This window comes from Deinococcus planocerae (assembly GCF_002869765.1).
In the GTDB taxonomy this organism is placed as follows: domain Bacteria; phylum Deinococcota; class Deinococci; order Deinococcales; family Deinococcaceae; genus Deinococcus; species Deinococcus planocerae.
The window spans coordinates 144,675-170,487 of sequence record NZ_PNOR01000001.1 but is presented as its reverse complement, the minus strand read 5'-3'; the positions used below and the strand labels follow the sequence as shown (position 1 = coordinate 170,487).

Sequence of the window (25,813 nt, the reverse complement as noted above, 5' to 3'; positions counted from 1 at the left end):
CTCTCACTGGGTTGGCAGGGTGCACATCTCCTCCTATCACAGCCCGGGGGAGGGCGTCATGAAACTGGACTCCGGTGACAATCGGAGGGACAACGCTCACCGGGCCTCTTCAAGGAGGCGAGCCCGCCCGGCGAACACAACCGCGAGAGAAGGGCCCGGGAGTTGCACCGGGTAACGGGGAGGAAGAGCGTCCTGGCACGCGAATTCTAGAACCCCCCTTCAGACCGGGTCGCCGAGTGGCCGACGCTCACCGGGGCTCGAAGCCTGGCCTCCCGGCACGGTCCGGCGGGTGGACAGGCCGGGAAGTCGATGGGGTGCGCCGGGGAGCAACCCCAGACCCTCTCCAGAGACCTCGGCACATGCCCCTGGCGTTCTTCGGAAGGGCCTTTTTCCCTGGAGGCCGGGGGCCACTCCCGACGTCGGGGGGGTCGGTGGGCGGACGCCTCAAGGTCGGGCCACATTCCTCAAGCAGGAGGGGGTGATGGGCCCCACGGTTCGCCGCCCAGCGAGAGGCCGAAGGACACGTCAAGTTCCGCCCAGCCGGTCGAGGTGAAAGCCGACCGCCGCCTCGCACACGGCGAGGTGGGCGCGCACGAACATCTGGAAGTGCTCCCCGTAGATGGTCTCGTCGGGCGCCTCGGTGATCACGGTGAGGGGACACAGGGCAGCCGCTTGTTCCGCGAGGATAAACGGCAGGCCGTGAATGAGTTGATAGTGCGGTTGCGCCAGGTGCGCGGCACTCGCGCGAAACGCCCGGGCCGCATGAGCCGCCACATCTGTTTCCTCTTGGAGGCAAAGCGCGATCACGTCCGCCAGGGCGCGGGCCGTCTCCGCCTGCCCCGGCCAGTACCACACGATCGTGACGAATCCGGCGGGCAGCGCCCACGACTCGAAGCCGTGGGGGGCGTAGCCGCTGTAGGGCCGGACCCACTCGTGCGCCGGGTAGCCGTGCAGGTTCAGGTGCAAGGTCGCGTTCACCTCTTCCCGAGCCCAGGCCCGAGCGCGTGCCTCCCAGCGGGGTTGGCCCTGACGCAGCCTCGCCTCGAGGTCATCCCCCAGAGACGTGTAGCGCGCCGCGTGGTGCATATGCTCGGGGGCGACCCGGGTCAGGGCGCGGTGCAAGAACGCGCCGTCGGGGTTCTCCAGGGGGATCACCGCAAAATTGAGGTCGGTGGCGGCGAGCGGCGCGATCAGGTGCAGGGCCGCCACCGGGCCGGTGGTCTCGTTGGCGTGCTGCCCGCCCGTGACCAGTACCCCCTCCGGCGTGTCCCGCCCCGTGCGCAGGACGGCTGGGACGGGCCGACCGTCCACGCTGAAGGCGGGAACCTGCCAGGTGAGGCCGTGCTGGCGCGCGAGGTGCCGCGCGTAGGCCCAGATGCGGGCGGGAGGCCAGGGTCGGTCGAGGGGCGTGGAGGTCAGGTCCATCCCGTCGGACTCGGGCGGAATCTGGCCCACGGCTTCCTGCGGCGGAGCGGCCCACTGGGTCAGGGTGACGCTCGCCCAGCCGTCCTGTCCGGGCGTCGACCGCGCGACCGGGACGATGCGACCCGGCGTGAGGGTGCGGGACTCCGTGGGGGTGGACGTGTGCCGCTTCAGGGCCTCCAGCGTCCCGAAGTACACCTCCTCGGTGAGCGCCTCGGTCATGCTGACACGCTCGTCCAGCACGTCCAGCGCGAGGTCCGGTTCGGAGGCGTGGACCGTCACCGACAGGTTCTTGAACACCAGCCCGTCCTGCCGCTCGTCGGCGAGGCGCAGGACGTGCGGGAGAACGGTGCCGCTGTACCAGTCCCAGAACAGCTCCCCGTCGGTGGGAAGGGGAGCGTCGTGAAGCGGCCCGCCCTCCCCCTGGACACGCAGCCAGCCGGTGGGGGCGAGAACGGTTCGGCCATCGGGCGACTCTCGGGGCGCGAGCGGGACGAAGCACGAGCCGCGCCAGAGTTCCCTGTCCCCGCGCCACAAGGCCGCGTGATAGGCCGGTTCGCCCGTGTCGCCCGGCTGAAAGTCTGCCCGGACGCCCTCGCGTTCCAGCACGGCGGCCAGCGGGTAGGCTTCCTGAAGAAACCGCCCGGGGTTTTCGTCCGCCAGGCGGGGGTACGTGAGGGTGAGGCGGTCGGCATGTGCCCGCCGCCACAGGGGACGCACCTCCTCCGTGACCCAGAAGTACGCGGTCTTGTAGGCGCTGCGGACCCGGGCGGAACAGGACGCGCCGCAGAGGGTGAGGACGCCCTGCCGCAGGAACTCGCGCAACTCGGGGGATTCCGAGACGTAGGCGAGCACCTGCCGGGGCGGATTGCCGCGCGTGAGCGACTGAAGCTGCTCCAAGAGCCTGCGGCCCTCCCACGGAAAGTGCTGCTCCCAGCGGGTTTTGCGGGCCACGTCGGAGGCAGGCCGGGGTCCCGGCGTGGAGGTGGGCTCACCCGCGCGCCCGTCGCCGGAGGTCTCAGGGCCGCTCACCTCCGCCTTCCGTGCGGGTCGAGGCGGTCGCGCAGCCAATCGCCCAGCAGGTTGAAGCCCAGGACCGTGAGGGTGATCGCCACGCCCGGGAACACCGACACCCACCACGCGGTTTGCAGGTACGTGCGCCCATCCGCGAGCATCCCGCCCCAGGACGGCACCTGCGGGTCCACGCCCAGCCCCAGGAACGTCAGGCCGGACTCCAGCAGGATGTTGTTGGCGACGTTCAGGGTCGCCAGGACGATGAGCGGCCCGATGGCGTTCGGGACGATGTGCCGAAACATCAGGCGCGCGTGGTTGGCCCCCAGCGCGTGCGCGGCCTGGACGTACTCCCGCTCCCGCAGCGACAGCACCTGACCGCGCACGAGCCGGGCGTACAGCGCCCACTGCGACACGACCATCACGGCGATCAGGTTCCACAGGCCGGGGCCGACGATGGCGATGACGGTGATCGCCAGCAGGATGAAGGGAAAGGCGAGCTGCACGTCCGCGAGGCGCATCACCACGGCGTCCAGCGTGCCGCGGTAGTACCCGGCCAGCAGGCCCAGCAGGCTGCCGATGCTGGCGGAGAGGGCTACCGACACCACCCCGACGATCAGGGAGATGCGCCCGCCGTAGACCACCCGGGCCAGCACGTCCCGCCCGATGGGGTCGGTGCCCAGGGGGTGCGGGCCGGTGAGGGTCGGGGGCTTCAGGCGCGCGGCGAGGTCCATCGCGTCCGTCCCGACCGGAAAGAGCACGTTGGCGAGCAGCACCAGCAGCACCACCCCGCCGGTGAGCAGCGCGCCGAACAGCAGGTCGGGCGTCCAGCGCAGCGGCGGTCGGCGGGCGCGGGGGGCGGCGGCGGGAGGGTGGGTCATGTCACTCCATGCGGACGCGCGGGTCGAACAACCCGTACGACAGGTCCACCAGCAGGTTGACGAGCACGACGATGATCGCCAGGACCGTCACGGTGCCCTGAAGCACCGGGTAGTCCCGGTTGGCGATGGCTTGCAGGGCCAGCGAGCCCAGCCCCGGCCACGCGAAGACCTGCTCGACGATGACCCCCCCGCCGATCAGCCCCCCGAATTGCAGGCCGATGAAGGTGACCACGGGAATGGCGGTGTTGCGCAGGGCGTGCTTGTACAGCACCCGGCGCTCGGAAAGGCCCTTGCTGCGCGCCACGGTGACGTACTGGCTGCCCAGCACGTCCAGCAGCGCGGCGCGCAACAGCCGAACCGTCGTGGAGGTCAGGATCAGGCCCAGGGTGACGCTCGGCAAGACCAGGGACGCGGGCGTCTCGTAGCCGGAGGCGGGCAGCCAGCGCAGGGTCACGCCGAAGATCAGCACCAGCATGATCCCCAGCCAGAAGTTCGGGAACGACAGGCCGAACAGCGAGACGAAGCGGATCAGTTGGTCCGCCCAGCCGCCCCGGTGCACGGCGGAGTAGACCCCCAGCGGCAGGGAGATGGCGACCGAGATCAGCAGCGAGCACAGCGCCAGCAGCAGGGTGGGAGGCATCGCGTCCCGGATCAGGGACCCGACCGGGGTGTCGCCCCGGAAGCTGGTGCCGAGGTTCCCCGTGAAGAGGCCGCCCAGGAAGTGGCCGTACTGCACCAGAAAGGGCTGGTTGAGGCCGAGCGCCTCCCGAATTTCCCGGAGCTGCTCGGCGGTGGGGGCCGAGGCGCCCTGGAACTGCGCCACCGCCGGGTCGCCCGAGAAGCGCAGCATGACCGCGACGACCAGCGTCACGAACACCACGACCAGCAGGGCCTGGGAGAGCTGCAAGACGAGGTAGCGGGCCATGCCTCACTTCACGCTGACGGTATTCAGGCGCAACAGGCTGTCGCTGGGGGCCCGGAAGCCCTGCACCCGCTTGCTCACCCCCCACAGGTCCTGCTGGTTGTAGAGGGGGATGTCGATGGCCTGGTCACGGGTGTACTTGGCGATCTGGCGCAGGATCGTCAGGCGCTGCTTCTGATCGCTCAGGTTGTGCTGCTTGTCGAGCAGGGCGTCGAGTTCCTTACTCTTGTAGTCGGGGTTCCAGAACTGGCCGCTGCGGTAGAGCAGGTAGGCGGTGTTGTCGAAGTCGAAGGTCCAGCCGCCCCACCCCATCTGGTAGGCGTTCGTGGTCTTGTTCTTGGGGATGATGTCGCTGTAAAAGGTGTTCGTCTCGTACGTCTTGAGTTCGGGCTTGAGGCCCAGCACCTGAAAGTAGCCTGCCACGGCCTGCGCGACCTCGCGGAACACCGCGTCCGTGCCGATGAAGTCGATCCCGACCGTCGTGCCCGGCTTCACGCCCGCCGCCTGGAGGAGTTGCTTCGCCTTGGCGGGGTCGTAGGGGTACGCCTTGAGGTTCGGGTCGTACCCGAAGGACTTCGAGGACTGCATGGACGCGATGGGGCTGGCGTACCCCTGGAGGATGCTCTTGATGATCGCGTCGCGGTCCACCGCGTGGTTGAGTGCCTGACGCACCCGCAGGTCGCTGGTGGGGCCGTGGCTGACGTTCAGCCGCAGGGCCTGCACGGTGGGGCTGGGCACCGCCTGGAGGGTGAGGTTGGGGTTGCCCTTCACCGTCGCGGCCTGGGCGACCGGGATGGCGGCGGCGATGTCGACCCGGCCCGCCTGCAACTCGGCCACGCGGGTCGCGGGTTCCTCGATGAAGCGGTAGGTGACGCCCGCCAGCTTCGGCGCGCCGCCCCAGTACCCCTTGAAGGCCTGGAGCTTGATGGATTCCCCGTTCTTGTAGGACACGAAGCTGAAGGGGCCCGTCCCGACCGGGTGCGAGTTGAAGTAGGCGTCGCCTTTTTCCTTGATGTAGCGGGGGGGCACGATCATCGCGCCGTACCCGGCGAGCTTCGTGAGCAGCACCGGGTCCGCCTGCGACAGGATGAAGTCCACGGTGTAGGGCCCCACGACCTTCACCTGCTTGATCGAGTTGTAGTTCGCCTGCTGCGGGCCCTTCTTGCCCTCGGGGCCCAGCAGCCGGTCGAAGGTGAACTTCACGGCGCCCGCGTTGAAGGGCTCCCCGTTGTGGAACTTCACCCCCTGGCGCAGGGTGAAGCGCAGGGTCTTGTTGCCGTTCAGGGACGTCCACTTGGTGGCGAGACCGGGTTGCAGCTTGAGATCCGGCGTGCGGATGATCAGCCCGTCGTAGAGGTTGTGGGCGACGGTCCCCCACGCGACCAGGAAGGTGTCGATGGGGTCCCAGCTCTGCGGGTCCTGCGCGGTGGCGACCGTGAGGGTGCCGCCCTGCGCGAGCGAGGACCCCGCGGCGGCGAGCAGGGCCGTGACGAGCAGGGATTTGAACGCCTTCATTCGAACCTCCCGAGGAGTCCGGCCAGCGCGGACCGGAGCAGGTGAAGGGCGAAGGGCTTGGGCGGGTCACGATGTTACGCCGGGCGAGGCACCCAGCTCAAGACACCAGCCAAACGGCAGGTGTGGTGTGCTGCGAGGAACTTGCCGAGCCGTTCGCCCGGGTGGCTGCCAGCACGCATCGAAGCGCGTCTCCGGGAGACTCTGGCCGTGGGCAGGAACCCGGCGCCGCTTGAGGGTTCCTCTTTCCCGGCGTCAGGACAGGTCCTCTTGGCCTCCGCCTCCCTCGGCACAGGGTCGGGAGGAGACCCCGCCCGCGCTCCAAGAGCTCTGGCTGCGGGCGAAACCGGGCAAGCGGCCACGAGAGGGAAGTGGATCAAGCGCCGCTCTCCCCTTCCAAGGTTCTCCCGCTCCGGCTAGATCATCTCATTCATCAGCCAAGAAGGCGGCGTGCGGCATGGGCAGGCGGGACCGTCTCCGGGAGGCACGTCCCCGAATGAACGGCACCCGAATGAACGGCAATCGTCGAGCGCACCTCAGAGGGTAGGGCGAGGTTGCGATTCCAGCCCACGGGCGTGACCGGGACCCCACCCGCCATGGCCGAACCCGTTGGCCGTTACCACCAGGCGCTGACCGGGGATGGCAGGGAGCTTCTGATCGTCGCGCCGTTGACGATCCTCGACCTCATTCGCCCTGTGCTGCGGGAGATGCGAGATGAGGGGGTGCTGGAGGTCACGGATTAGGGGCGGGGAGCGCGCCGGCGTCGGTAGTGATGGGGCGTGGCTTGTGCGTGCCGGGCTGGAGCCAGGGAGTGAGCCTGGGTGCGCCGCCCTGACTGCCGTGCCCACCGTCCCTGAATGAGGAGCACGGTGTGAAGTGCCCAGGCTGCCCTGGCGGAACGCGTCCAGGTGGGCCGGAGCTTCCACCCCCGGACCGTCCAGCCGACGGAGCGGTGAGGCCGCGGCGTCGTGCGATCCGTCCAGGCGGCCCTTCTGGGCTGGAGGCCGACGCCGCCCAGCCGGACCCCGCGAGGGGGCCGCTTCCTGCCGTCCTGACCGAGGGTCTCCCCCTTACACCCTGCTTGAGTCCGGGGAGTCGCCCCGCCTCAGCGGACGTAGGAGGCGCCGTTGAGGTCCAGGGTCGCCCCGGTCATGTGCCGGGCCAGCCCCGAGGCCAAAAAGGCCACCGTGTTCGCCACCTCCTCGGGAGGGGCCACGTCCCCCAGCGGGATGTCCCGGGCGATGTCGGCGGCGTGCTCGCGCAGGTACCCGGACGCCATGTCGGTGCGCACCCACCCGGGAGCCACCGCGTAGGCCAGGATGTTCTCCCGGGCGTACCCCCGCGCGATGGAGCGGGTCAGCGCGATCACCCCGCCCTTGGAGGCCGCGTAGTGCATCGCCTCGGGATTGTCCCCGCGGAAGGCGGCGCGGCTCGCCACGTTGACGATGGTGCCGCCGCCCCGCTCCCGGAAGTGCAAGATCGCCTCGCGGCACAGGTCGGCGACGGCCATCAGGTTCACCTGCAAGGTGCGCGACCAGGTGTCGGCCCACGCCTGCGCAGGCTCGTCCACCGTCACGAGGGGCGCGATGCCCGCGTTGTTCACCAGCACGTCGATGCGTCCGCGCCAGGCGGCAGCTTCCCGGAAGAGCTGGGCCGCCGCGCCGGGTTGGGAGAGGTCCGCCCCGAGGGCGACGGCCCGGTCCGGCCCGAGGTCCTGCGCGATCATCTGCGCCTCGGTCCCACTCTGGCCGTAGTGCACGACGACCTGCGCCCCCGCGGCGGCCAGGATGCGGACGGTGGCGGCGCCGATGCCGCGGGAGCCGCCCGTCACGAGAATGACCTTGCCCGTCAAATCCAGCATGCCCCTATTGTGGGGCCTCGTCCTCCCGGAGGTCGGGTGGCCCACACCCGGTCTCCTGCCTCCCCCACTTCCACACCCATCCCACGTCGTCGGGTTGTCGCCTGGGTGGCCGGTATCGGAACCCGGCCAGGCCCGCCCCACCCAGAGCCGTGGCCCCGTGACTGGACGGACGGTCATCCGCCTCATCGGGTCCGCTCGGCTGGAACGACCTGAGACACAGGCCCTCAACCTGTCCGTCTGCTGTCACAGCGGTGGCCGAAAGAGTTGCGGGTGACACCCGCAACCCTTTCGGCCCGAGCGGAGCGAGAAGCCGTCAAGAGAGCGGTCGGAGTTGAGTTGCGGGGGTGGTTTTGCCCCTCAACATGAAGGGGCACCGCGACCACGCCTGCACACCCGCACGACGCTGATCGTCGTGCAGTGGTGGAACGTCGCGTGGTTGTGGTCGGTGAAGTCGGCGGTCAGGTGCCGGGCGACCACCTGGAACTCCTGGATCCAGCGTCCCGGAATCGCGCCGTTGGTGGCGGTCACGACCCCCAGGGCGCCGCCGGGAAAGTTCAGGACGACGACGTTGGGGCCGTCCCACCACGGCACCCGCCGTTCCCGCTCGTCCGGAGGGCACCGGGTGCCGGGGCTCACACGGGTCTCAGCGGCAGCTCCGCTCCCTCCTTGAACTCTTCGAGGACGATGCAGGTCTCGGCGCGCTCGATCACCTGCTGGCCCTCGGCGAGCCTGCGCAGGAAGTCGCGTAGGGCGAAGTGGTCGGTCACGGCGATCTTGAGGATGGCGTCGCTGGAGCCGGTGACGGTGTAGCACTCCAGCACCTCGGGCAGCTCCTGAATGCAGCGTTGCAGCTCCGCCACGTTCTCGGGTCGCAGGTTGCTCCGGAAGGTGACTTTCAGGAAGCACAGCAGGTCGAGCCCCAGCCTGGCCCGGTCGAGGACGGCGGCCACCTTCTTGATGTAGCCGCCCTGCCGCAGGTGCTTGAGCCGCTTGTGAACGCCGGGGGCCGAGAGGCCCACCTGCCGGGCGAGGTCCACATGGCTCAGAGAAGCGTCTTCCTGAAGCAGGGCCAGGAGGGTCCGGTCGATCTCGTCGAGCTGCGGCGCCAGGGGTCTCATCGTCATCGTCTTCGCGGTGCTCCTTTTCGTGAATTGGCTTTACTCGGCTTGACCGTGCAGTAAATGTACGTTACCCTCGGGCCGAAATCAGCACAGTTTGCTTACCCTGGGCGACATGGCCGCCCGTCTTTTTCACCTGACCGTGAGGCGCTGGTATGACTCAGCCATCTGAAGGGGAAGTTCGGCACATCACCGTGGACGGAGGCTACCGGGTCTGGACGAAGCGGGTGGGGCACGGCCCGGTCACCCTGCTGCTGCTGCACGGCGGCCCCGGCTGCACCCACGAATACTTCGAGTGCTTCGAGAATTGGCTCTCGCCCGACGAGTACACCTTCTACTACTACGACCAGCTCGGCTCGCATTACTCCGACCAGCCCGACGACCCCAGTCTGTGGACGGTGGAGCGCTTCCGGGAAGAGGTCGAGCAGGTGCGCGCCGGGCTGGGCCTGGAGGACTTCTACCTGTTCGGCAACTCGTGGGGCGGGATGCTCGGGACCGAGTACGCCCTGAAGTACGGGCGGCATCTGCGCGGATTGATCGTCAGCAACATGACCGCCAGCATCGCCTCGTATATGCGGTACATCAACGAGTTGCGTGACCGGATGGACCCGGAAGAGGTCGCGGTCATGAAGCGCCACGAGGCGGAGGGGACGCTGGACGACCCCGAATACCAGGCGCTGCTGACGGGGCTCTACAACCGGCACATCTGCCGGGTGGTGCCCTGGCCCGGGCCGGTGGCGCGGATGTTCGAGCACCTCGCCCTGCCCGTCTACCACACCATGCAGGGGCCCAACGAGTTCGTCGTCACCGGCACTTTCAGGGACTGGGACCGCTGGGCGGACCTGCACCGCCTCACCGTGCCGACGCTGCTGTCGGTCGGTCGCCACGACTCCATGGACCCCGCCGACATCGAGGAGATGGGGCGGCGCATCCCGAACTCGCGCGTGTCCATCTGCGAGAACGGCAGCCACCTGAGCATGTGGGACGACCCGGAGACGTACTTCACGGCGCTCAAGGGGTTTCTCGCCGAGGTCGAGGAGGCCCGCCCTGCCACGGCAACGTCTGGTTGAGGTCGGGCGCGCCCCGCCCTGAAACGCGCCCGACCTGGAGGGAGGCTCCCCTTGACCGTAGACCGCACGACGTTGCCCCGGGAGATTAAGCCCCGCAGCCGCTCTTCTGCCGCCTGGCGCCGCTTCTCCCGCCAGCCCGGGGCGCTGCTGGGGCTGCTGATTACGGCCTTGCTGGTCGTGATCTGCTTCTTTGCCCCGTACCGGCGCACCGGCTGCGCCGGTGTCGGAACCATGACCTGCTGGGACCTGCTGGCCCACGGGGCTCCACATCGCCCGTAAGGTCGGTAACCAACTGATGTTGAACTCGTCGGCGTAGTAAAAGACCTCTCCGGGCTTCAACTGGTCGCGGGCTTCCTCGACCGCTTTTTTTCACGGCGTACTCGGGGTCAGGGCTGGTGCTGGTGTGCTGGGGTCGGTTGGAGTGGATTCCTCCCTGATGCAGCGAGCGGTAGACGCTCACCGCACTCAGCCGGATCCCGGTCTGCTCCGCCAAGTCGTCGGCCATGCGCCATCCCGTCCCCAGTGAGAAGGGCAGGTCTAGGGCGCGTGGCCGCTGCCGGGCCACGCTCAACAGCCGTTCGCGGTACTCCGGGGTGACCTTGGGTGAAGCACCGGACCGCGGTGCGTCTGCCAAACCCTGTATCCCCTCGGCAACGTGGCGATGCAACCAGCGGCGAACCGTTTCCTCGTCGTATCGCACCAGCGAGGCAATCTCAGCCACCTTTCGCTGTTGTTCTGCTGAGAGCAGGACGATCAAGGCCCGAATGCGCAGATGGTCTCCCCCAGTACGGTACAGGTGCTCAAGTTCCTCAAGCTGCTCGGCAGATGGGGGCGGCAACCGAAAGGGTGCATACCGACCTCCTCGGTACGGTGAGGACCCCACCCTACACCCCGCACAACTTCCGTAGTCGTACTTAGATCGGGTGCCGCCGGTGCCGCTCCACACGGCCTTCGCACCACTGGGAGCGGTGACCACGTCACCCGGGGGTTCGGTGCGGGGTGAGCGGAGCGGGGGAACGCCACGGACAGCGGCCCGGGTTCTGCCCGGGGGGCGCTGTCGTCCCTGGGGCGGAACGGAGCGCCGCCCTCACAGGCTTTGGAGGATGGCCACCAGTTCATCTGGCCGGGACAGCATCGGCATGTGCGAGGCGTCGAGCGTGTGACTGCCGGCGAAGGCCAGCCGGGCCTGCGTCGCCCGCTGAAACCCGTAGCTCACGGTCTGGTCCCGCGCGGCCAGGAGGTCGTACTTGGGCACCCGCCCGAACCGCTCCGGCGTCAGGTGGACGGGCATGAGCAGCAGACCCGGCGGGAAGGGGCGCACCCGCTCCCGAATCGTCCGCACGTCCTGCGGGGTGCAGTCGTTGCACAGGCCTGGACCGATCCACTCGGTTGGAAAGCGGATCATGCCGTCTTCCAGCACGGCGTTGGGGTTGAGCAGGCTGGCCGGGTCCCCCTGCGAGACCTCGGCGTTGCTCTGGCCGTCGGGGAGGACCGGGGCGGCGAGGTAGACCAGGTGGCCCACCCGCTCCGGAAGGTGCTCGGCCACCTGCGCGGTCACCACGCCGCCGAAGCTGTGGCCGACCAGAACGACCCCCATGCGGTCGCCCACCGCCCGCACGACCGCCCGGGTGCAGGCGTCGAGGGTGACTTCGTCCTCGGGCGTCTGGTCCGCGCCGTGTCCGGGCAGGTCGGGGGTGACGACGGTATGTCCGGCACCTTCCAACCTCTGCCTCACGCGGTCCCAGATGAAGGCCCCGAGTCCGGCGCCGTGCACGAGGACGTAGGTTTGGGGGGGAAGCGTGGGTCGGGGTCATGGGCCCTCCTGGGGTCGATGTTCAGGGCGAGGTGGGGAAAGCGCTCCAGCAGGGCGCCGATGACTTCCTGCACCTCCAGCCGGGCCAGCGGCGCCCACAGGCTGGAGTGCACCCCCCGGCTGAACGCCAGGTGCCGGTTGAGCCCACGGGCGATGTGGAGTTCGTCGGGGCCGGCGAACTGCGTCTCGTCGCGGTTGGCCGACGCCAGCGCCACCACCAATTCGCCGGCGCGGACGGTGCAGTCGCTCAGCCTCACGTCCGCCAGGGCGGAGCGCGGGCTGGTCATGGTCGCCGGTCCCTCCAGCCGCAGCAGTTCCTCGACCGCCGGGGCCAAGAGTTCGGGTCGGGCACGCAGTTCGGCCACGGCGTCCGGGCGCCGGAGCAGCGCCAGCATCCCGGAGCCGATGAGCCGGACCGTCGTCTCGTGGCCCGCGAAGATCAGCAGCGAGGTCATGCCGATCAGCTCCCGCTCGCTCAGGGCGTCCCCACCCTCCCCGGCGCGGACCATGGCCGACACGAGGTCGTCGCCGGGCCGCGCCCGCTGGTGCTCGAACAGCGCCCGCAGGTACGCCTTGAACGCCTCCATGGACTCCGGGTACCCCGACATCCGCTGGCCGATGTCGTCGGTCAGTTGATCGGCCCAGACGCGCAGCCGCTCATGGTCTCCCGCAGGCAGGCCGAGCATGTCCGAGATGACCCGGATCGGCAGCGGCGCCGCGAACGCCTCCATCAGGTCGAATCCGCGCCCCCCGGTGGCCTCGATGGCGTCGATGAGCTCGTGGGCCAGGTGCCGCACGCGCGGACGCAGGCTCTCGACGAACCTGGGGGTAAAGCCCTCGCTGACCAGGGCGCGCAGCCGGCGGTGGTCGAGGCCGTCCGTGTTCAGCACGTTGGGAAACGCCGCCTGCACGTTGCCGCCCACTTCGGGCACCCCCTCCCAGAACTGGCCCAGCGCAAGGTTCTGGTCCTTGAGCGCGCTCACCGCGTCGTCGAAGCGCGCGATCAGCCACACCTCCTGCCCGAACAGGGAGACCCGCCGGGTGGGTTGTTGCCGAAGCTGCGCCAGCGTGGGAAAGGGGCTGCTTCACGAGCCGCCTACCCCAGCCCTGCTGCCTACGCCTCAGGATCGACGATCAGGCGCGCCAGTTCCACCTCCTGCTCTTCCCGGTCGATCCACAGTTCGCCGTAAGCGAGCGGCTCTCCCCGCACGAGGACGAACGAGCGCACCTCGACCACGGCGTCACGTTGCCAGGCGAGCACCACCTCGGGGCTGGGCGGTGAAGGGACGTGCCAGGCCGCCACGAGGGCCGCTTGCGAGGGGGTGAAGGCCAGGAGTTCGGCGGGAGGGAACCTTGGTACCGGTGTGCTCCTGGCGGGGCGGCTCGGCGTCGGCGAGGGTGGTGACAGCTCAAGCGGCTGGGTGGCGAGGGGCCCGCTCAGCGTTCGGTGAAAGGCCGGTTCGCCCCTGGCCCCGCCTCCCCGCTTTCAGACAGGCGCCGCCACTCCGGGAGCGAGACCACGCCCACCTCCGCCCGCGCCGGTTCGGGCAGCATCGCGAGCAGTTCCAGCGTGTGCCCGTCCGGGTCGCGGAAGTACAGGGCCAGCGCGGGCATCCAGCCGAACACCATCGGGCGCTCGGTGCCGTCCGCCAGGAAGTTGTGGCCCCTGAGCCCCCGCGCGTGCAGGTAGGCCGTGGCGTGCTCCATCTCTGCGGGCGAGCTGCGGAAGGCGAAATGCTGGGACACCACCTGCGGCGGCGGCACCTCCCACAGCCCCAGCATGGCCTCGCCGGAGGCGCCCACCCAGTAAAAGGCCACGCGGCGGTCGTCCTCCCGGCGGCCGAGGGTCAGCCCCAGCACGCGGCCGTAGAAGTCCATCGCCCGCTCCAGATCGGCGACCTTGATGTGGGTCTCGAACAGGCCTCGAATCATGGAATAATCCTCTATGGTTTGACCTCTTTGGCTATCTTCAAATCCTGTCTGGTGGTGAGAGATGGACTATGTGCTCTCAGCAACAGACCTACGAAAGTCGCCCGCCTCTTCCAAGGGGGTGCTCTTCGGCACTCAGGGTCACGATGCCCAACCGGGCGTCAGGGAAGCGCGTGCAGATGTCCGTCCAGACGGCGATGATGGCTTCACGCGGGAGCTGGACGCCGTGGTTGTTGAAGATCGGGGCGAACAACTGGGCACCCGCCTGGAAATTGCGGCAGTGAAAAGCGTCATGCATGGCGTGAATCACGGTTTCCTGGTCGGTCGCAGTGGACTGAGGGTTCATGGATGCTCCTCGTCACGGCACGGGGTGAGATCAGGCCCATAGCGACACCCAGCCAGGCTGCCGCCGCCGTGGGGCGACGACGCCTGCTTTGGAAGCTGGGGTCAGGGGACAGGCCCTCAGCGGCCCGCCCTCAACATTTGGGAACGTTGGCCACATTGACGGGCAGGGCGTCCTCGCCGCTCGAGTCGTTGTTGCCGCCATTGGCGTCGAAGTTGGTCACGATGACCCCGATGGTGGCGGCGGCGAAAGGCTTGGAGACGCACGAGGGCACCTTCATTCCCGCGGGCGTCTTGATATGCAGCCCTGAATTGCCCTTGAGGTCTACCGCAGTGGTATACGCCCCGAGGAACTGGTCTGCTCCGTTGACATTGCTGTCCTCCGACAGATACACGTTGTATTGCACGTTGCCGTTGAAGGGAGCATAGCTGTTGTTGAACAGCCTGAACGACACCTGGACCGGCCCGCCCGCAGTGAGCTTGACCGGATTGTTTTCGTCAATGCGCTGGGGAGACAGACTGGCCGCCGAAGGGGGGGTGATCTGGGGCGGGGGCACGCGCACGCTCATGGCGATCAGGTCGGGCGTCTTGGGGGTGCTTCCCACGATGGCGTCCCCGAGGTCGAGGACATGCTGGTTGGTCAGGCGGTTGAAGGTGGAATACGTCTGGCGGTCACTGTTGGTGAGCACACCCATGACGATGCCGGGATAGGCGGAATCCTGGGACGGGGCGCGCAGGGCCGAGCCGCTCTGGCCGCCGAAGGCCGGGGTGTTGACCGTCACGCCGTTGAAGGGCCAGGAGTTCCCGTCGCCCGCGCAGGAATCCGCCGTGAAGGTGCCGCCGAAGACCTTCTTGCCGTCGTACGGTGTCTCGCCGGGATAGCCGAAGCTCGACAGCGTCGTGGTCTTGAAGAAGTTGCAGTTCGAGGACGCCGTGTAGCCGTAGAACCCGGTGACCCCGCCGAGGTGACGGCTGAGCCGGACCCAGGCGATGTCCTCGTTGAAGCCGCCGCCGAACTCGCGCCAGTTTCCGGTGATCAGAATCTGCGTTGCGAACGTGAAGCCGATGGTGCTCTGGTCGCCGTTGTAGCCTGCAAAAGCCTTGATGCTGCTGGCGTACTCGTTGAGTGGCGAGCCGGAAGCGACGAACTTGTAGACGCAGTGGGCAGCGGTGATCATCCACTGCGAGCTGACCATCGCTCCAGAACACTGGTTGTGCTTGTTGTTCTTGGGGAAGAACGTCTCATACCGGATGATCGGGGTGTTCTTGGACGCGAAGGTCGAGCTGGGACTCAGCAGGGTGCCCCCCTGGGCCTGGAGCAGACCCTGGGCTGCCCGTTGCTCGTCGGTGGATGGGGGCGGCAGCACGGGCGGGGGAATGGGTGGCAGCGGCTCTGTCCGGGAGGGCCGCGAGATGACTTCCCCGGTGATCAGGTTCTTGCCGACGATCGTGGAGGGGTGGCCGACCGGCGGCGCAGGGGCGCCGGGGTCGCGCGGCGCGGGCAGTGGCATGGGCGTGGCCACCCCCTGAAGTTCGCGGTCAAAGCGCTCGACTGCGGCGTCGACGGGTTCGCTGAGATCAAGCGCGACGGGCAGGGCGTCCGGCAGGGCCGTCGACTCGCGTGTGAACGGGTCGGGAGCCGGGGCTGGGGCGCTGGGGCCGCTGCACCCGGCGAGCAGGAGAGCCGTCAGCGCGGCGCACGGCAGGGAAGGGGTGAAACGAACAGACATGGTGAAACCTCCTCGGTTCCCCGCTGGGTGCGGGCGGAACCGTCTTGAGCAGTGTTGAAGACGGGGCGTCCAGAATCCGTCCAGCCGGTCTTCGTGGCCTCTGGCTCCCCTTCGCCGCCCTGCAAGTCAGGAACCGGCCTTCGGCCTGTCCTCCCCGCCCGCCTCGCGGCGCCAGGTCCGGGGTTCGGCGGTCAGGGGATGAAGGCCAAGCCGGGCGCATCCGAAAACGTGCAGCGCCACCGCCAACGCGGGCACCCCCCAGATCCAGACGAGCGACCACGGGCGCCCGACCTGGAGGGTCACCAGGCCGCCCACCCCGAGGTAGACGGCCCATTTGGCGGCGCGTTTCCAGACGGGCACCCCCCGGGCGAAGCGGCGGAACACGAAGCTGGCGATGATGGTCAGCAGCGGCGCGACGATTATTTCTGGAAGCATGACGAACCTCCTGGGCCTCAACGTTCGGGGCCTGGGCGCCGGACCCTCGGCGCGGGGCTTCTCATCACTGTGGGCGCATCCCTGACCCGGCACGCAGCGGGCACGGCAGCAGGGTCGGTTGGTCTCCGGCGACGTGGACCAGCCCGGTGAACAGCGTCCAAGGCAGCGGTCCCGACATCAGAAGGGGCGCCCGCCCGCTTCAGATCGTGCGGGCGCCCAACAGCGCGTCGATGTAATCCGCGGCCAGTCGCGGCCCGGAGACCGCGCGGTATTCCTGTTGCAGGTGCTGGGCGCGTGCCCTGAAGCTGGGGGTACGCAACACCGCGCGCACGGCATCCCGGATGCGCCCAGGCCGCGGACGACCGGACCGGAGGTCAATCCCGACCCCACTCCACGACACGCGCCGCCCCACCTCGGGCTTGTCCTCGGTGTCACCGGCCACGACCAGCGGCACCCCTTCCGCGAGGGCACGCTGCACGCCGCCGAAGCCGCCGTTCGTGACCATGACGTCCACGAAGGGCAGCAGCACGTCATGCGGAATGAAGGGTTCCAGCCGGACGTTGGCGGGCAGCGGCCCTCGCACGTCGCTGACGGGCCTTCCGCCGGTGGTCGCCACCACGAGCACGTCCTCGCGTTCAAGGGCTTGCAGCGTGGGCCGCAGGAGCTTTTCGAAGTCGAGATCGAGCGTGCCCTGGGTCACGTGAACCACCGGGCGCCCGCCGCGCAACTCGTCCCACCACGCGGGCCGCACGAAAGTGGTCGCCGGGTCGGGGAGGAGGGGACCCACGAACTTCACGCTCCCCGGCAGGTCGCGGCGCGGGTATTCGAAGGTGGGGACGCTGCCGTGGAGGTACACGTCCGCCTCGTGGAAGGGCAGGTCCATCATGAAGCGCGCCGGGCGCCCCAGACCCAGGGTCTCGAAGACCCGCGCGGTGTGGGCGTTCGCTCCGGCCAGCAGGCCACGCTGGAGGAGGGCACTCAGCGCCCGGTTGCGAAGCCGACCCAGAGCGTCCGAACGCGGCGCGATGCCCGGCCCGAAGGGCGCGGTGTCGACGCTGGTGGCCAGCAGGGGCATGACGCCGACCGCCACCCACTTCAGGTAGAGCAACCGCCTCAGCGCGGCGCCCGCCAGGAAGCCCGCGTCGGTCACCAGGGTGCCTGCATGAAAGCGGCGGTTCAGGGCCGTGAGGTCACGCACGTAGGCGGGAATCGGGTCGGCGAAGACGTGGCGCATATCGAAGTCGATGGCTCTCAGGCCCGACCGACCGCGCCGCCGGGGAAACACGTCGTCGAGCGGGGTGTCCCCGTGGTCCGGCGCCGAGGCGAAGGGCGCATAGTCGGCACCGGTGGCGCGCACCGCCGTCTCGAAGTGGCGGCCTGTGTACCACAGGACCCCGTGACCGCGCGTCACGAGTTCGCGCGCCAGGGGCAGGAGGGGGTTCACGTGCCCGGCGAGGGGCAGCGTGGCGATCAGAATGTTGGACATGGGTCACCTCGGGCCTCGGCAGCGAACTGCCAGGCTCAAGGTGCGCCCAGGCCCGTCCAGAAAGCGTCCAGGCCGGGCAGGCGCACCGGGGCCACCCCCTCCGTCCCACACATCCGCCCCTCCCTGGCCCCAGCTAGGCTGGGTTCGGACCGCTCCCCGCGTTCAGGAGGCGCCCATGCTCAAGCTCTATCTCCTCGGCCCGGCCCGCCTGACCTACCGGGATCAGGACGTGGCCTGGCGCGCGCCGCCCATGACCCTGCCGCTGCTGGCCCGGCTGGCGCTGGCCGGGCCTGGCCCGCTGGAGCGCGCGGCCCTGGCACGCAGCCTCTGGCCCGACCATGATCCCGGCGAGGCACGCGCCAACCTGCGCCGCCACCTGCAACACCTGCGCGCGGCCCTGCCTGCCGGTGAGTGGGTCCACGCCACGCCCACCCACCTGCACCTGGCCGGGGCGCGGCTGTGGGTGGACGTGGCCGAGTTCGAGACCCTGACGGGGCAGGACCACACCCTGAACGCGGGCGTGGACCTCTACCGCGGCCCCCTGCTCCAGGGCCAGGACGAGGACGAGTGGCTGCTCCCGGAACGCGAGCGACTGCGGGCGCGGTATCTGGTGGCGCTGGGCGCGCTGGTTCGGGAGCACCGGGCCATCCTGGACTACACCCGCGCCATCTCCCACGCCGAGCGGCTGCTGGCCGAGGACCCGCTGCGGGAGGACGTGCTGCGCCAACTGGTCACCCTGCACGCCGAGGCGGGGAACCGCACCGCCGCCCTGGCCCGGCTGGACCGCTTCGCCCTGCATCTGGACGCCGAGCTGGGCGTGCCCCCGATGCCCGAGACCCTCGCCCTGCGCGAGCGGCTGACTCACGGTGAGGTGATTGATCCCTTTCCACTGGCTGAGTCGGGGCGAACGGGCCGGAACGCCGCCCCGTGGCACCTGCCGCTGGTAGGGCGAAGTGACGAACTGCGGCGGCTGCGCGACCTCTGGGCCGCTGCCAGTCGGGGGCGTGGCCCGGCGGCCTGGCTGAGTGGCGAGGCGGGCGTGGGCAAGACCCGCCTGGCCCGCGAGCTGGCCCTGGGGGCCGAGGCCGAGGGCACCCTGGTGCTGGTGGGCCGCACCACCTCGCCGGAGACCCGCCCGCATCAGGCACTCGCCGACGCGCTGGGCGGGGCGCTGCCGCTGCTCCTAGACGTGCCGGGGGCCGCCGCCTGGCTGCCGGTGCTGGCGACCCTGCTGCCCGCCCTGCGTGCCAGGGTGCCGGGGCTGCCGCAGGTGACCGCCCTCCCCGCCGAACAGGAGCGTGAACGGCTGGCCGCGAGTGTGGCCGACGCGCTGGGCGCCCTGGCCCGCACCCGCCCGGTGCTGCTGGGTATGGAAGACCTTCACTGGGCCTCCGAGGCCTCGCTCGGCCTGCTGGCCTTCCTGATCCGCCGGGCGCCGCCGCGCACGTTCATCCTGGCGACCAGCCGCGACGACCTGCCGCCCGGCCACCCCCTGCAAGGGGTGCGCCGCCGCCTGCGGGAGGAGGGGGCCGCCGAACTGCTGGCCCTGCGCCGCCTGCGCCCGGACGACGCCCTGCGGGTGGCCGGGCACACCCTGCCGCCCGCCACGGCGGCCATGGTGGCGGGCCGCAGCGAGGGCCTGCCGCTGTTCCTGACCGAACTGGCCCACGAGGCCCTGCATTCGGACACGGGGCAGGTGCCCCGCAGCATTCAGGAGACCGTGCGCCTCCGGCTGGAGCGTCTGGAGCCACCTCCACGCACCCTGGTGGAAATCGCCAGCGTGCTGGGGCCAGCCTTTCCAGCCTCGAGCCTCCAGGAGATCAGCGGCTGGCCCGAGGGGGAGGTGCTGGGCACCCTGGACGAGCTGATCGCGGCCCGCTTCCTGCGCGAGACCTTCGGCGGGCACCTGGCCTTTGTCCACGGCCTGGTCCAGGAGTGCGTCTACCATGGCCTGGACGCCTCGGCGCGCACGCGCCTGCACCGCCGCGCCGGGCTGAAACTGGCCGGGGGGGCCGCGCCCGCCCAGGCCGCCGACCTCGCCCGGCACCTCGATCTGGGCGGCCTGGGCGCCCAGGCGGCGCCCCACTACGCCCAGGCCGCCCGGCAGGCCGCCGCGCAGGGAGCACCGGACGACGCCCGGCAGTTCCTGGACCGGGCGCTGATCTTTACGGACGACCTCCGGCAGCGCTTCGACCTGCTGGCCCTCCGCGAGGAGCTGGGCCAGCGCGGCGCCGACCTGCCCGACTGGGAGCGCGACCTGGACGCCCTGAGCGAGCTGGCGCAGACCTGGGGTGACCTGGACGCGCGGCGTGAGGCGCTGCGGCGGCGCGTCCTGCTGTACCGGCGCACCGGCGACCAGCACCGCGAGCGTGAGCTGATCGCCGAGCTTCAGGCCCTGTCCGCCGGGGCGCCGCTGTGGGAGGCGCGGGCCGCCCTCTTCCTGAGCCGCTGGCACTACCTGCGGGGGGAGACCGGCGCGGCCGCGCAGGGACTGGCCCCGGCACGCCAGACGCTGGGCGCCCTCGGCGAGCCCCTAGAACGGCTGGCGGGGCTGCACCTCGAAGCCCTGGTGGAGATCAGGCGCGGGCACCTGGAGGCGGCGGAGGTCCTGCTGGCGCAGGCCCTGGCCCATGCCGAGGCCAGCGGCGACGGGCACCACGAGGCCATCGCCATCGACATCGGCCTGATGCTCACCCAGGAAAACGATGACGTGGTGCGCACCCTCGGGTACGCCCGGCGCCACCTCGAACTCGCGCTGCTGCGGTTCGACCGCAACGGGGAGGCCACGGCCGAAGCCTTCCTGGGGGGCGCCGCGATCAAGCAGGGGCGGTGGCCGGACGCCCGGGAACACTACACCCGCGCTGGCGAGCTGTGGGGCGCCCTGGGCCGCACCCAGGGGTTGATCGCGGTGCGGCTCAACCTCGCCACCCTGGACGTCTTTACCGGCGCCGTGGAGCAGGGGCTGGCCGGGATGGCGGCGGCCCACACCCTGGCGCTGGAGACCCACGACCACATGTACACCACCGCTTGCCTGATCGGGGCGGCCTGGGCCTACACCCGGCTGGGGCAGCACGCCCAGGCGCGCGAGCTGGCCCGCCAGGGCGCCGACCTGACCCGTTCGGACACCGAGGCGCGGCGGCACGCGGAGGCCCTGACCTGGCTGGGCGTGGCCGATCTCGGCCTGGGCGCCCCCCGGCAGGCGGCCACGCGGCTTGACCAGGCCGCCCAGCTTCTGCGGGCCGACAGGCGGACGTCCGATCTGGCGCTGGCGCTGTGTCACCTCGTTCAGGCCCACCTGGTTCAGTCGGATCTGCCCCAGGCCCGGAGGGCGGCCGACGAACTCCGCACGCTCGACCTGGCGCGCATCTGGCCGGTGCACCACGACCTGTACCACTGGACGCTCGGTGCGGCGGCGCAGGCCCACGGGCAGCAGGCGGCGGCTGAGCATTTTGGGCACGCCCTCGCGGCGTTTCGGAAGACAGCCGAGGCCATCCCGGAGCCTGAACGGCGGGCGGCCCTCCTGGCCCTGCCATTCAGCCAGCAGGTGATTCGTATGGCAGAGCGGTCAGCGGCGCCCTGACCCCAGCCGGACGGTAGGACTCTTGGGGAGTGACTGCGGAGACGTGATGTGAGGATGGGGTGCCCGAGTGCCCAGCATGAGGAAGTGTGCAAACGGTCAAGAACAGCAAGGCCAAGCACGGCACCCAGACGTACCTCCGCCGTTCAGGGGCTGAGCTGCCTGTGCTGGACGGCGAGTCCTGCGAGAACGCTCTGAACGTCAGATTTCGGCTGCGCAGCGTCCTGGCCGCTCCTCTCAACAGTCGGTGCTCGGCGTGCCCCGATGCCCTCTGAGCCAAGATGCCGATGAACACGGCGTTCCAGGCCCTGAACGGCAGAGAGGTTCAGGCACGCTCGCCCCCGCCCTTGCCCATGACAGCCGCGTTGAGGGCGGAGCGCCGCAGATACCCTTCCGCCAGCGCCAGCGTGACGGGCCAGCTCGACCAGGTCACCACGACATAGCTGGAGTCGAAGTCCAGCCACGGACTCAGGATCAGCAGTTGCACCCGCAAACTCACGGCCCCCAGGGTCAGGGCGTAGTTGCGGATCATCCAGCGGCGGTGCGCCTGAACGTTTCCACGCCGGAGCGAGAGCCAGGCCCGCGCCCCCGTGTACAGCCACAGGCAGGCCAGCAGGGCAAATCCCAGCCCCGTTATCACGCCCATGTACGCGAACATCGCCATGGACAGCCCGGCCACCCCGCCCAGCAGCACCGCCAGCAGATAGACCCTGCCGACCGCGCGGTGCCACCGGGGACGCTTCAGGCGCAGGGTGGGCAGAAAGCCGATCGGCCCCAGGGCCAGCGCCACCCTCCCGCCCACAATGTGCAGCACGATGCCCACCGTGTGCAGCTCATACACGCGTCGCTGCACGTCCAGATAGACCTCTGGATTCAGGGTCAGGTAGGGCGCGGAGAGGACGATGACCAGCAGCGACAGGATCACGGTCACGATCCAGAGCAGCGTGTTCACAGCCGGTCACCCCGGCGATATGGAGACGCCCCGAACATGGAACAACGAATGGGGGCTCGCCGCCCGCAACCATGCCCACCGACTCCACGAAAATGGAGGAGGACGTCAAGCTGCCGTCGCGACATCTACTGCGCCTTCGTGCGTTCGGCGCCAGGTCCAGGCGGAGCGCAGGATGAAGGCCAGGAGCAGCACCTCGAGGCCGATGGAGAAGCCGTAGAAGGCGGCCCACTCCCAGGTCGCCCCTGCCGCGTTGAACACCGAGTAGGGGATGAGGAGCGATGCAACGACGAGGTTCGTGGCGCGGTTGACCCGGGCGGGCAGCGTCATGGACAGCCACACCATCATGGCCGGGATCGACACGGACACGAGGAACAGGGTCAACAACGTCGAGCTGATGTCGAACTTCCAGATGAGGCCAGCCAGGATGCCGTCGACGACGCCAGGCTTGTAGAAATTCAAGATGTCGACGTAGATGTAGAGGAACATGAAGCTGGTCCAGGCGGCGGCGAGCTTGATCTGCACCGGGATAGGCGGGTCCTTGGGGGCGCTGTGGATGGGGACGGGTCGTGTCATGTTCTGCTCCTTCGCTCGGTAAAGCTCACTCCCTGGACAGCGACGTGCCGCCCTGCATGGAGTGTGTGCGGCGACCCACAAGACGCGTTCGGGACATTGACAAGTTTTCTCGACACGCCCCGGGCGTGGTCTTGGCAAGGGTGCCTACACTGGAAGGCGTGAACCGGGGTCAACTCGTGCTGATCGTGGAGGACGAGCCAGACATCGCCGAGGTGCTGGAGGTGTATCTGCGCCGCGAGGGGTTCCGCACCGAGCGTGCCAGCACCGGCTCCGCCGCCGTGCAATTGCACCGCGCGGCCCGGCCTGATCTGGTCTTGCTGGATGTCAATCTGCCCGAATTCGACGGCTTCGAGGTGCTGCGGCGCATTCGGGAAACGGCGGGGACGCCCGTGATCATGGTCACGGCCTTCGCGGAAGACCTGGACAAACTCCTGGGCCTCAAGATGGGCGCGGACGATTACGTGGTCAAGCCTTTCAGCCCATTGGAGGTGGTCGCCCGCGTGGGGGCCGTACTGCGCCGCGCCGGAATGCAGACAGAGGGGCAACCGCTCCGTTTTGCCGGGCTGGAACTCGATCCGCTGGCCGTGCGGGTGCGGGTGGCCGGTGAGCGGCTCGACGTGACCATGACCGAGTACCGCCTGCTCGAACACCTGCTGCGGCACCGGGGCCGGGTCTGTTCCCGGGCAGAACTGCTGGAAGTGGCCCTGCCCGAGTCGGAGGCGCTGGAACGGGTGATCGACACCCACCTGTGGAACCTGCGCCGGAAACTGGAAGGGGCGGGTCAGCCGGGCCTCATTCAGACCGTGCGCGGCGCGGGCTTCCGACTGGCGGACGAATGAAGCCGCAGCGGGGGACGCCCTGGCCGGCCGTGTGGCGCGGCTGGAACTCCCTGGCCGCCGACCTCTACAAAACCATGCTGGGGGTGGTGCTGCTGACCTCTCTCACCGTGTTCGTCGTCCTGAGTTACGCCTGGTCGGTGTTCATGGAGGAGGTGCAGCGCCAGACCAGGGCACTGCTCACCGCCGGGTTGCAGGTCTCCCCGGATCAACTCGACCCCCTGCTGGCACAGGCCAGACGGCTGTCCGAAACCACCCTGAATGTGGATGAGATCCGGTCCCTGTTCGTGTTCGCCCTGGTGCTGCTCTTCACCCTGCTGTCCCTGCTCGTGTGGTGGTCCGCCCGGCGGTTTGCCCGCCCCCTGACCCTCCTGTCTGCCGCCGCGAACCGGCTGACCACCGGGGACTTCACCGCCCGCGCCGCGCCCAGCCGCAGTCTGAACCGCCGCAGCGACGAAACGGCGAGGCTCCTGAGGGACTTCAACCTCATGGCCGCGTCCCTGGAACGGCTGGAACGGGAACGGCGCTACGGCGTGGCCGCCATTGCCCACGAACTCCGCACGCCGGTCACCGTGCTGCGCGGGCGGCTGGAAGGGGTGCGTGACGGCGTGTTGCCCGCCAGCCCGCAGGAACTGGAGAAACTGATCGGCCACGCCGACCTGCTGTCCAAACTGATTGAGGACTTGCAACTTCTCTCGCTGGCTGAAGCGGGCGAATTGCGGCTCGACCTTGGCCCGGTGGAGGTGCAGGATGTCCTGATCCGTCTGCACGCCGATCACCTGAAAGCAGCCCAGGCACAGGGCGCCCAGCTTCTCCTGGACCTCTGTGCCGAACCGGTCAGGGTGACGGGCGACCGGCGCCGGTTGCAGCAGGTCGTCCATAACCTGCTGACCAACGCCCTGCGCCACACCCCCCCGCACGGCACGGTCTGGATCAAGCTTGAGGTGGAAGCGGGGGCCGTCCACATCGAGATTCACAACACCGGCGCCGGGTTCACGGCAGAAGCCCTGAACCGGGCCTTCGAACGGTTTTACAGCGGCCCGGACCGGGAACGTGGGCGCGGCGGAAGTGGGCTGGGGCTGGCGATCTCGAAATCGTTGATCGAAGCCCACAGCGGCGAGATGAGGCTGTTCAACACCGACACGGGAGCGGGGGTGCAGATCACGCTGAACCCACTCGCTGAGGGTGATGGGCTTCACGGGACAAGGCCACGATTCTGAAGTTCTCATCCGCTCGGAGGAGATGCGACTTCACATCTTCTAGGGGAGCTGTTAGGGAAGGTGCGCCGAAGCGCAATAGGGCCAGACAGGTTGACAGGGTGGAGCCGCTTGCTGCCCGTGTTGGCATGTTCTATCGGGCAAGCGGCCTACGGCATGGACGCGACGAGAGACCTGTCTATGGAACCCAGAGTTCTGTCTCCAGAAGCGGAGACGGCACTTGAAACCGCTGGAGGGAGGAAGGGGCATCTCCGTTAAGGAGCGGGTTTTTGCCCTGTTGCGTCTTGCCGCCGCTCCCCCGACACCCTCCCCTTCCCAATTCTCTAAATTCGTGCCGGAACGCTGCTTGGCGGCCCCGGCCAGGAGGGACCCTCAGGTCCGGTTCCGGCGTCCGGGCGGGGACCCCACCCGTCTCGCCAGACCGTCGAAGATCAGGATCAGGCCGTTCTCGAACTCGTCGGCGTAGCGGTAGGACCGTCCGGTCACGAGCTCGGCGAGCAACTCGGCGAGGTGCGGGTAATCTTGGGCGCTCAGATTCAGCTCCGCCGTGAGGGTGTCTGCGCCCTCGGCAGGCCCGAAGGGCAGCTTGAGTTCGGTCAGGACCAAGCCGTAGACGTAGGCGTCGATGGCCGAAAAGGCGTGCGCGGCGAGCGCGACGCTGAAGCCGTCGGCCCGCAGGCAGCCCAGGACGGCGTCGTGGTGGCGCAGCACCGCCGCTCCGGAAACGCGCCGGGACGCGGTCAGGGTCAGGGCCCAGGCGCGCTCGGAGAGCACCCGGCGCAGCGAGAGGGCCCGCGCCCGCATGGCGGCGCGCCAGGGCTCGCCGGGGGCCGGAAGGTGGATCAGCGTGAAGACCCAGTCGGCCAGGCCGTCGAGCAGGTCGTCCCTGCTCGCGACGTGGTGGCAGAGCGACATCGCCTCCACGCCGAGCTGTTTGCCGACGTTGCGCGTCGAGACGGCCGCGAGCCCGTCGCGGTCGGCCCCCTGGGCGGCGGCCTCGACGACGCGCTCGCGGCTGAGGGGAGGGCGGTTGACCATCGGGGGATCAGACGAATGCTGAAGCGGTACGCCGAGCAGGCAGGGCTTGACCACCGTTTCACCGCACAGGCTGCGGCACTTCCTGCTG

Annotated in this window: 24 protein-coding genes and 1 pseudogene; 6 read left to right on the top strand and 19 right to left on the bottom strand. The window is 69.4% G+C overall.

Annotated features, from left to right (window positions below):
• Positions 1 to 525 precede the first annotated feature (525 nt).
• From A7B18_RS00785 to A7B18_RS00770, 4 genes are read right to left on the bottom strand one after another with little or no spacing between them, the layout of a single operon-like run.
• Positions 526 to 2,454 carry a M14 family zinc carboxypeptidase gene (locus tag A7B18_RS00785; protein ID WP_146009408.1) on the bottom strand — a complete coding sequence of 643 codons (1,929 nt, stop codon included), beginning with the start codon at positions 2,452 to 2,454 and terminating at the stop codon, positions 526 to 528.
• Positions 2,451 to 3,314 (bottom strand): ABC transporter permease, encoded by an 864-nt coding sequence (locus tag A7B18_RS00780; RefSeq protein WP_102124760.1) that lies wholly within the window; start codon positions 3,312 to 3,314, stop codon positions 2,451 to 2,453. The genes A7B18_RS00785 and A7B18_RS00780 overlap by 4 nt, the downstream gene beginning before the upstream one ends.
• Position 3,315: 1 nt before the next feature.
• Positions 3,316 to 4,239: an ABC transporter permease gene (locus A7B18_RS00775; protein WP_102124759.1), complete on the bottom strand. Its 924-nt coding sequence runs from the start codon at positions 4,237 to 4,239 to the stop codon at positions 3,316 to 3,318.
• 3 nt (positions 4,240 to 4,242) lie between these two features.
• Entirely contained in the window at positions 4,243 to 5,751 is a 1,509-nt protein-coding gene (locus A7B18_RS00770) for an ABC transporter substrate-binding protein (RefSeq protein WP_102124758.1), read from the bottom strand.
• A gap of 593 nt (positions 5,752 to 6,344) precedes the next feature.
• On the opposite strand from A7B18_RS00770, the gene A7B18_RS21760 reads away from it, so the two are divergent.
• The gene (locus A7B18_RS21760; protein ID WP_180969953.1) at positions 6,345 to 6,491 is read left to right on the top strand and encodes a hypothetical protein; all 147 of its coding nucleotides are present in this window, start codon (positions 6,345 to 6,347) and stop codon (positions 6,489 to 6,491) included.
• Positions 6,492 to 6,853: 362 nt separating this feature from the next.
• On the opposite strand, the gene A7B18_RS00760 is transcribed toward A7B18_RS21760, so the two are convergent.
• The 3 genes from A7B18_RS00760 to A7B18_RS00750 all read right to left on the bottom strand — a co-directional run bounded on the left by A7B18_RS00760 (position 6,854) and on the right by A7B18_RS00750 (position 8,733).
• A complete protein-coding gene (locus tag A7B18_RS00760) occupies positions 6,854 to 7,609 on the bottom strand; it encodes an SDR family NAD(P)-dependent oxidoreductase (RefSeq protein ID WP_102124756.1) in 756 nt (251 codons plus the stop codon).
• A 357-nt stretch (positions 7,610 to 7,966) separates the two neighbouring features.
• On the bottom strand, positions 7,967 to 8,245 hold the full coding sequence (locus A7B18_RS22225) for a hypothetical protein (RefSeq protein WP_219722074.1): 279 nt from the start codon (positions 8,243 to 8,245) through the stop codon (positions 7,967 to 7,969).
• Positions 8,242 to 8,733: an Lrp/AsnC family transcriptional regulator gene (locus A7B18_RS00750; RefSeq protein ID WP_245872675.1), complete on the bottom strand. Its 492-nt coding sequence runs from the start codon at positions 8,731 to 8,733 to the stop codon at positions 8,242 to 8,244. The genes A7B18_RS22225 and A7B18_RS00750 overlap by 4 nt, the downstream gene beginning before the upstream one ends.
• A 149-nt stretch (positions 8,734 to 8,882) precedes the next feature.
• Between A7B18_RS00750 and A7B18_RS00745 the strand changes: the two genes are divergently transcribed.
• Both A7B18_RS00745 and A7B18_RS22370 read left to right on the top strand, forming a co-directional pair.
• The gene (locus A7B18_RS00745) at positions 8,883 to 9,797 is read left to right on the top strand and encodes a proline iminopeptidase-family hydrolase (protein ID WP_102124755.1); all 915 of its coding nucleotides are present in this window, start codon (positions 8,883 to 8,885) and stop codon (positions 9,795 to 9,797) included.
• A 51-nt stretch (positions 9,798 to 9,848) separates the two neighbouring features.
• Positions 9,849 to 10,076, top strand: coding sequence for a hypothetical protein (locus A7B18_RS22370; RefSeq protein ID WP_245872674.1), 228 nt, complete (start codon positions 9,849 to 9,851; stop codon positions 10,074 to 10,076).
• A 172-nt stretch (positions 10,077 to 10,248) separates the two neighbouring features.
• Here A7B18_RS22370 and A7B18_RS23035 read toward each other — a convergent pair.
• The 9 genes and pseudogenes from A7B18_RS23035 to A7B18_RS00700 all read right to left on the bottom strand — a co-directional run.
• Positions 10,249 to 10,680: pseudogene (locus A7B18_RS23035) on the bottom strand (helix-turn-helix domain-containing protein); the annotation flags it as partial.
• Positions 10,681 to 10,884: 204 nt separating this feature from the next.
• Positions 10,885 to 11,532: an alpha/beta fold hydrolase gene (locus A7B18_RS00730; RefSeq protein ID WP_245872673.1), complete on the bottom strand. Its 648-nt coding sequence runs from the start codon at positions 11,530 to 11,532 to the stop codon at positions 10,885 to 10,887.
• A complete protein-coding gene (locus A7B18_RS00725; RefSeq protein WP_102124752.1) occupies positions 11,529 to 12,623 on the bottom strand; it encodes a cytochrome P450 in 1,095 nt (364 codons plus the stop codon). The genes A7B18_RS00730 and A7B18_RS00725 overlap by 4 nt, the downstream gene beginning before the upstream one ends.
• Positions 12,624 to 12,724: 101 nt before the next feature.
• Positions 12,725 to 12,913 (bottom strand): hypothetical protein, encoded by a 189-nt coding sequence (locus A7B18_RS21155; protein ID WP_146009406.1) that lies wholly within the window; start codon positions 12,911 to 12,913, stop codon positions 12,725 to 12,727.
• Positions 12,914 to 13,047: 134 nt separating this feature from the next.
• Positions 13,048 to 13,542 (bottom strand): VOC family protein, encoded by a 495-nt coding sequence (locus A7B18_RS00720; protein ID WP_102124751.1) that lies wholly within the window; start codon positions 13,540 to 13,542, stop codon positions 13,048 to 13,050.
• Between the two features lie 88 nt (positions 13,543 to 13,630).
• Complete coding sequence (locus A7B18_RS00715; protein ID WP_102124750.1) at positions 13,631 to 13,885, bottom strand: hypothetical protein; 255 nt, start codon at positions 13,883 to 13,885, stop codon at positions 13,631 to 13,633.
• Positions 13,886 to 14,015: 130 nt separating this feature from the next.
• Positions 14,016 to 15,611, bottom strand: a complete 1,596-nt coding sequence (locus A7B18_RS00710; RefSeq protein WP_102124749.1) for a trypsin-like serine peptidase — start codon at positions 15,609 to 15,611, stop codon at positions 14,016 to 14,018.
• A 126-nt stretch (positions 15,612 to 15,737) separates the two neighbouring features.
• Entirely contained in the window at positions 15,738 to 16,046 is a 309-nt protein-coding gene (locus tag A7B18_RS00705; RefSeq protein WP_102124748.1) for a hypothetical protein, read from the bottom strand.
• Positions 16,047 to 16,245: 199 nt separating this feature from the next.
• Entirely contained in the window at positions 16,246 to 17,532 is a 1,287-nt protein-coding gene (locus A7B18_RS00700) for a glycosyltransferase (RefSeq protein WP_102124747.1), read from the bottom strand.
• 175 nt (positions 17,533 to 17,707) lie between these two features.
• On the opposite strand from A7B18_RS00700, the gene A7B18_RS00695 reads away from it, so the two are divergent.
• Entirely contained in the window at positions 17,708 to 21,112 is a 3,405-nt protein-coding gene (locus A7B18_RS00695) for an ATP-binding protein (RefSeq protein ID WP_102124746.1), read from the top strand.
• Positions 21,113 to 21,434: 322 nt separating this feature from the next.
• On the opposite strand, the gene A7B18_RS00685 is transcribed toward A7B18_RS00695, so the two are convergent.
• Positions 21,435 to 22,061, bottom strand: coding sequence for a DUF2306 domain-containing protein (locus A7B18_RS00685; RefSeq protein ID WP_102124744.1), 627 nt, complete (start codon positions 22,059 to 22,061; stop codon positions 21,435 to 21,437).
• Between the two features lie 105 nt (positions 22,062 to 22,166).
• Positions 22,167 to 22,634 carry a DUF6326 family protein gene (locus A7B18_RS00680; RefSeq protein ID WP_102124743.1) on the bottom strand — a complete coding sequence of 156 codons (468 nt, stop codon included), beginning with the start codon at positions 22,632 to 22,634 and terminating at the stop codon, positions 22,167 to 22,169.
• Between the two features lie 158 nt (positions 22,635 to 22,792).
• Here A7B18_RS00680 and A7B18_RS00675 point away from each other — a divergent pair, with 158 nt between their 5' ends.
• Positions 22,793 to 23,473, top strand: coding sequence for a response regulator transcription factor (locus A7B18_RS00675; RefSeq protein ID WP_245872672.1), 681 nt, complete (start codon positions 22,793 to 22,795; stop codon positions 23,471 to 23,473).
• Positions 23,470 to 24,690 carry a sensor histidine kinase gene (locus A7B18_RS00670; protein WP_102124741.1) on the top strand — a complete coding sequence of 407 codons (1,221 nt, stop codon included), beginning with the start codon at positions 23,470 to 23,472 and terminating at the stop codon, positions 24,688 to 24,690. The genes A7B18_RS00675 and A7B18_RS00670 overlap by 4 nt, the downstream gene beginning before the upstream one ends.
• Before the next feature lie 369 nt (positions 24,691 to 25,059).
• Here A7B18_RS00670 and A7B18_RS00665 read toward each other — a convergent pair whose 3' ends face one another.
• Complete coding sequence (locus A7B18_RS00665) at positions 25,060 to 25,779, bottom strand: TetR/AcrR family transcriptional regulator C-terminal domain-containing protein (RefSeq protein WP_219722072.1); 720 nt, start codon at positions 25,777 to 25,779, stop codon at positions 25,060 to 25,062.
• Between the last annotated feature and the right edge of the window lie 34 nt (positions 25,780 to 25,813).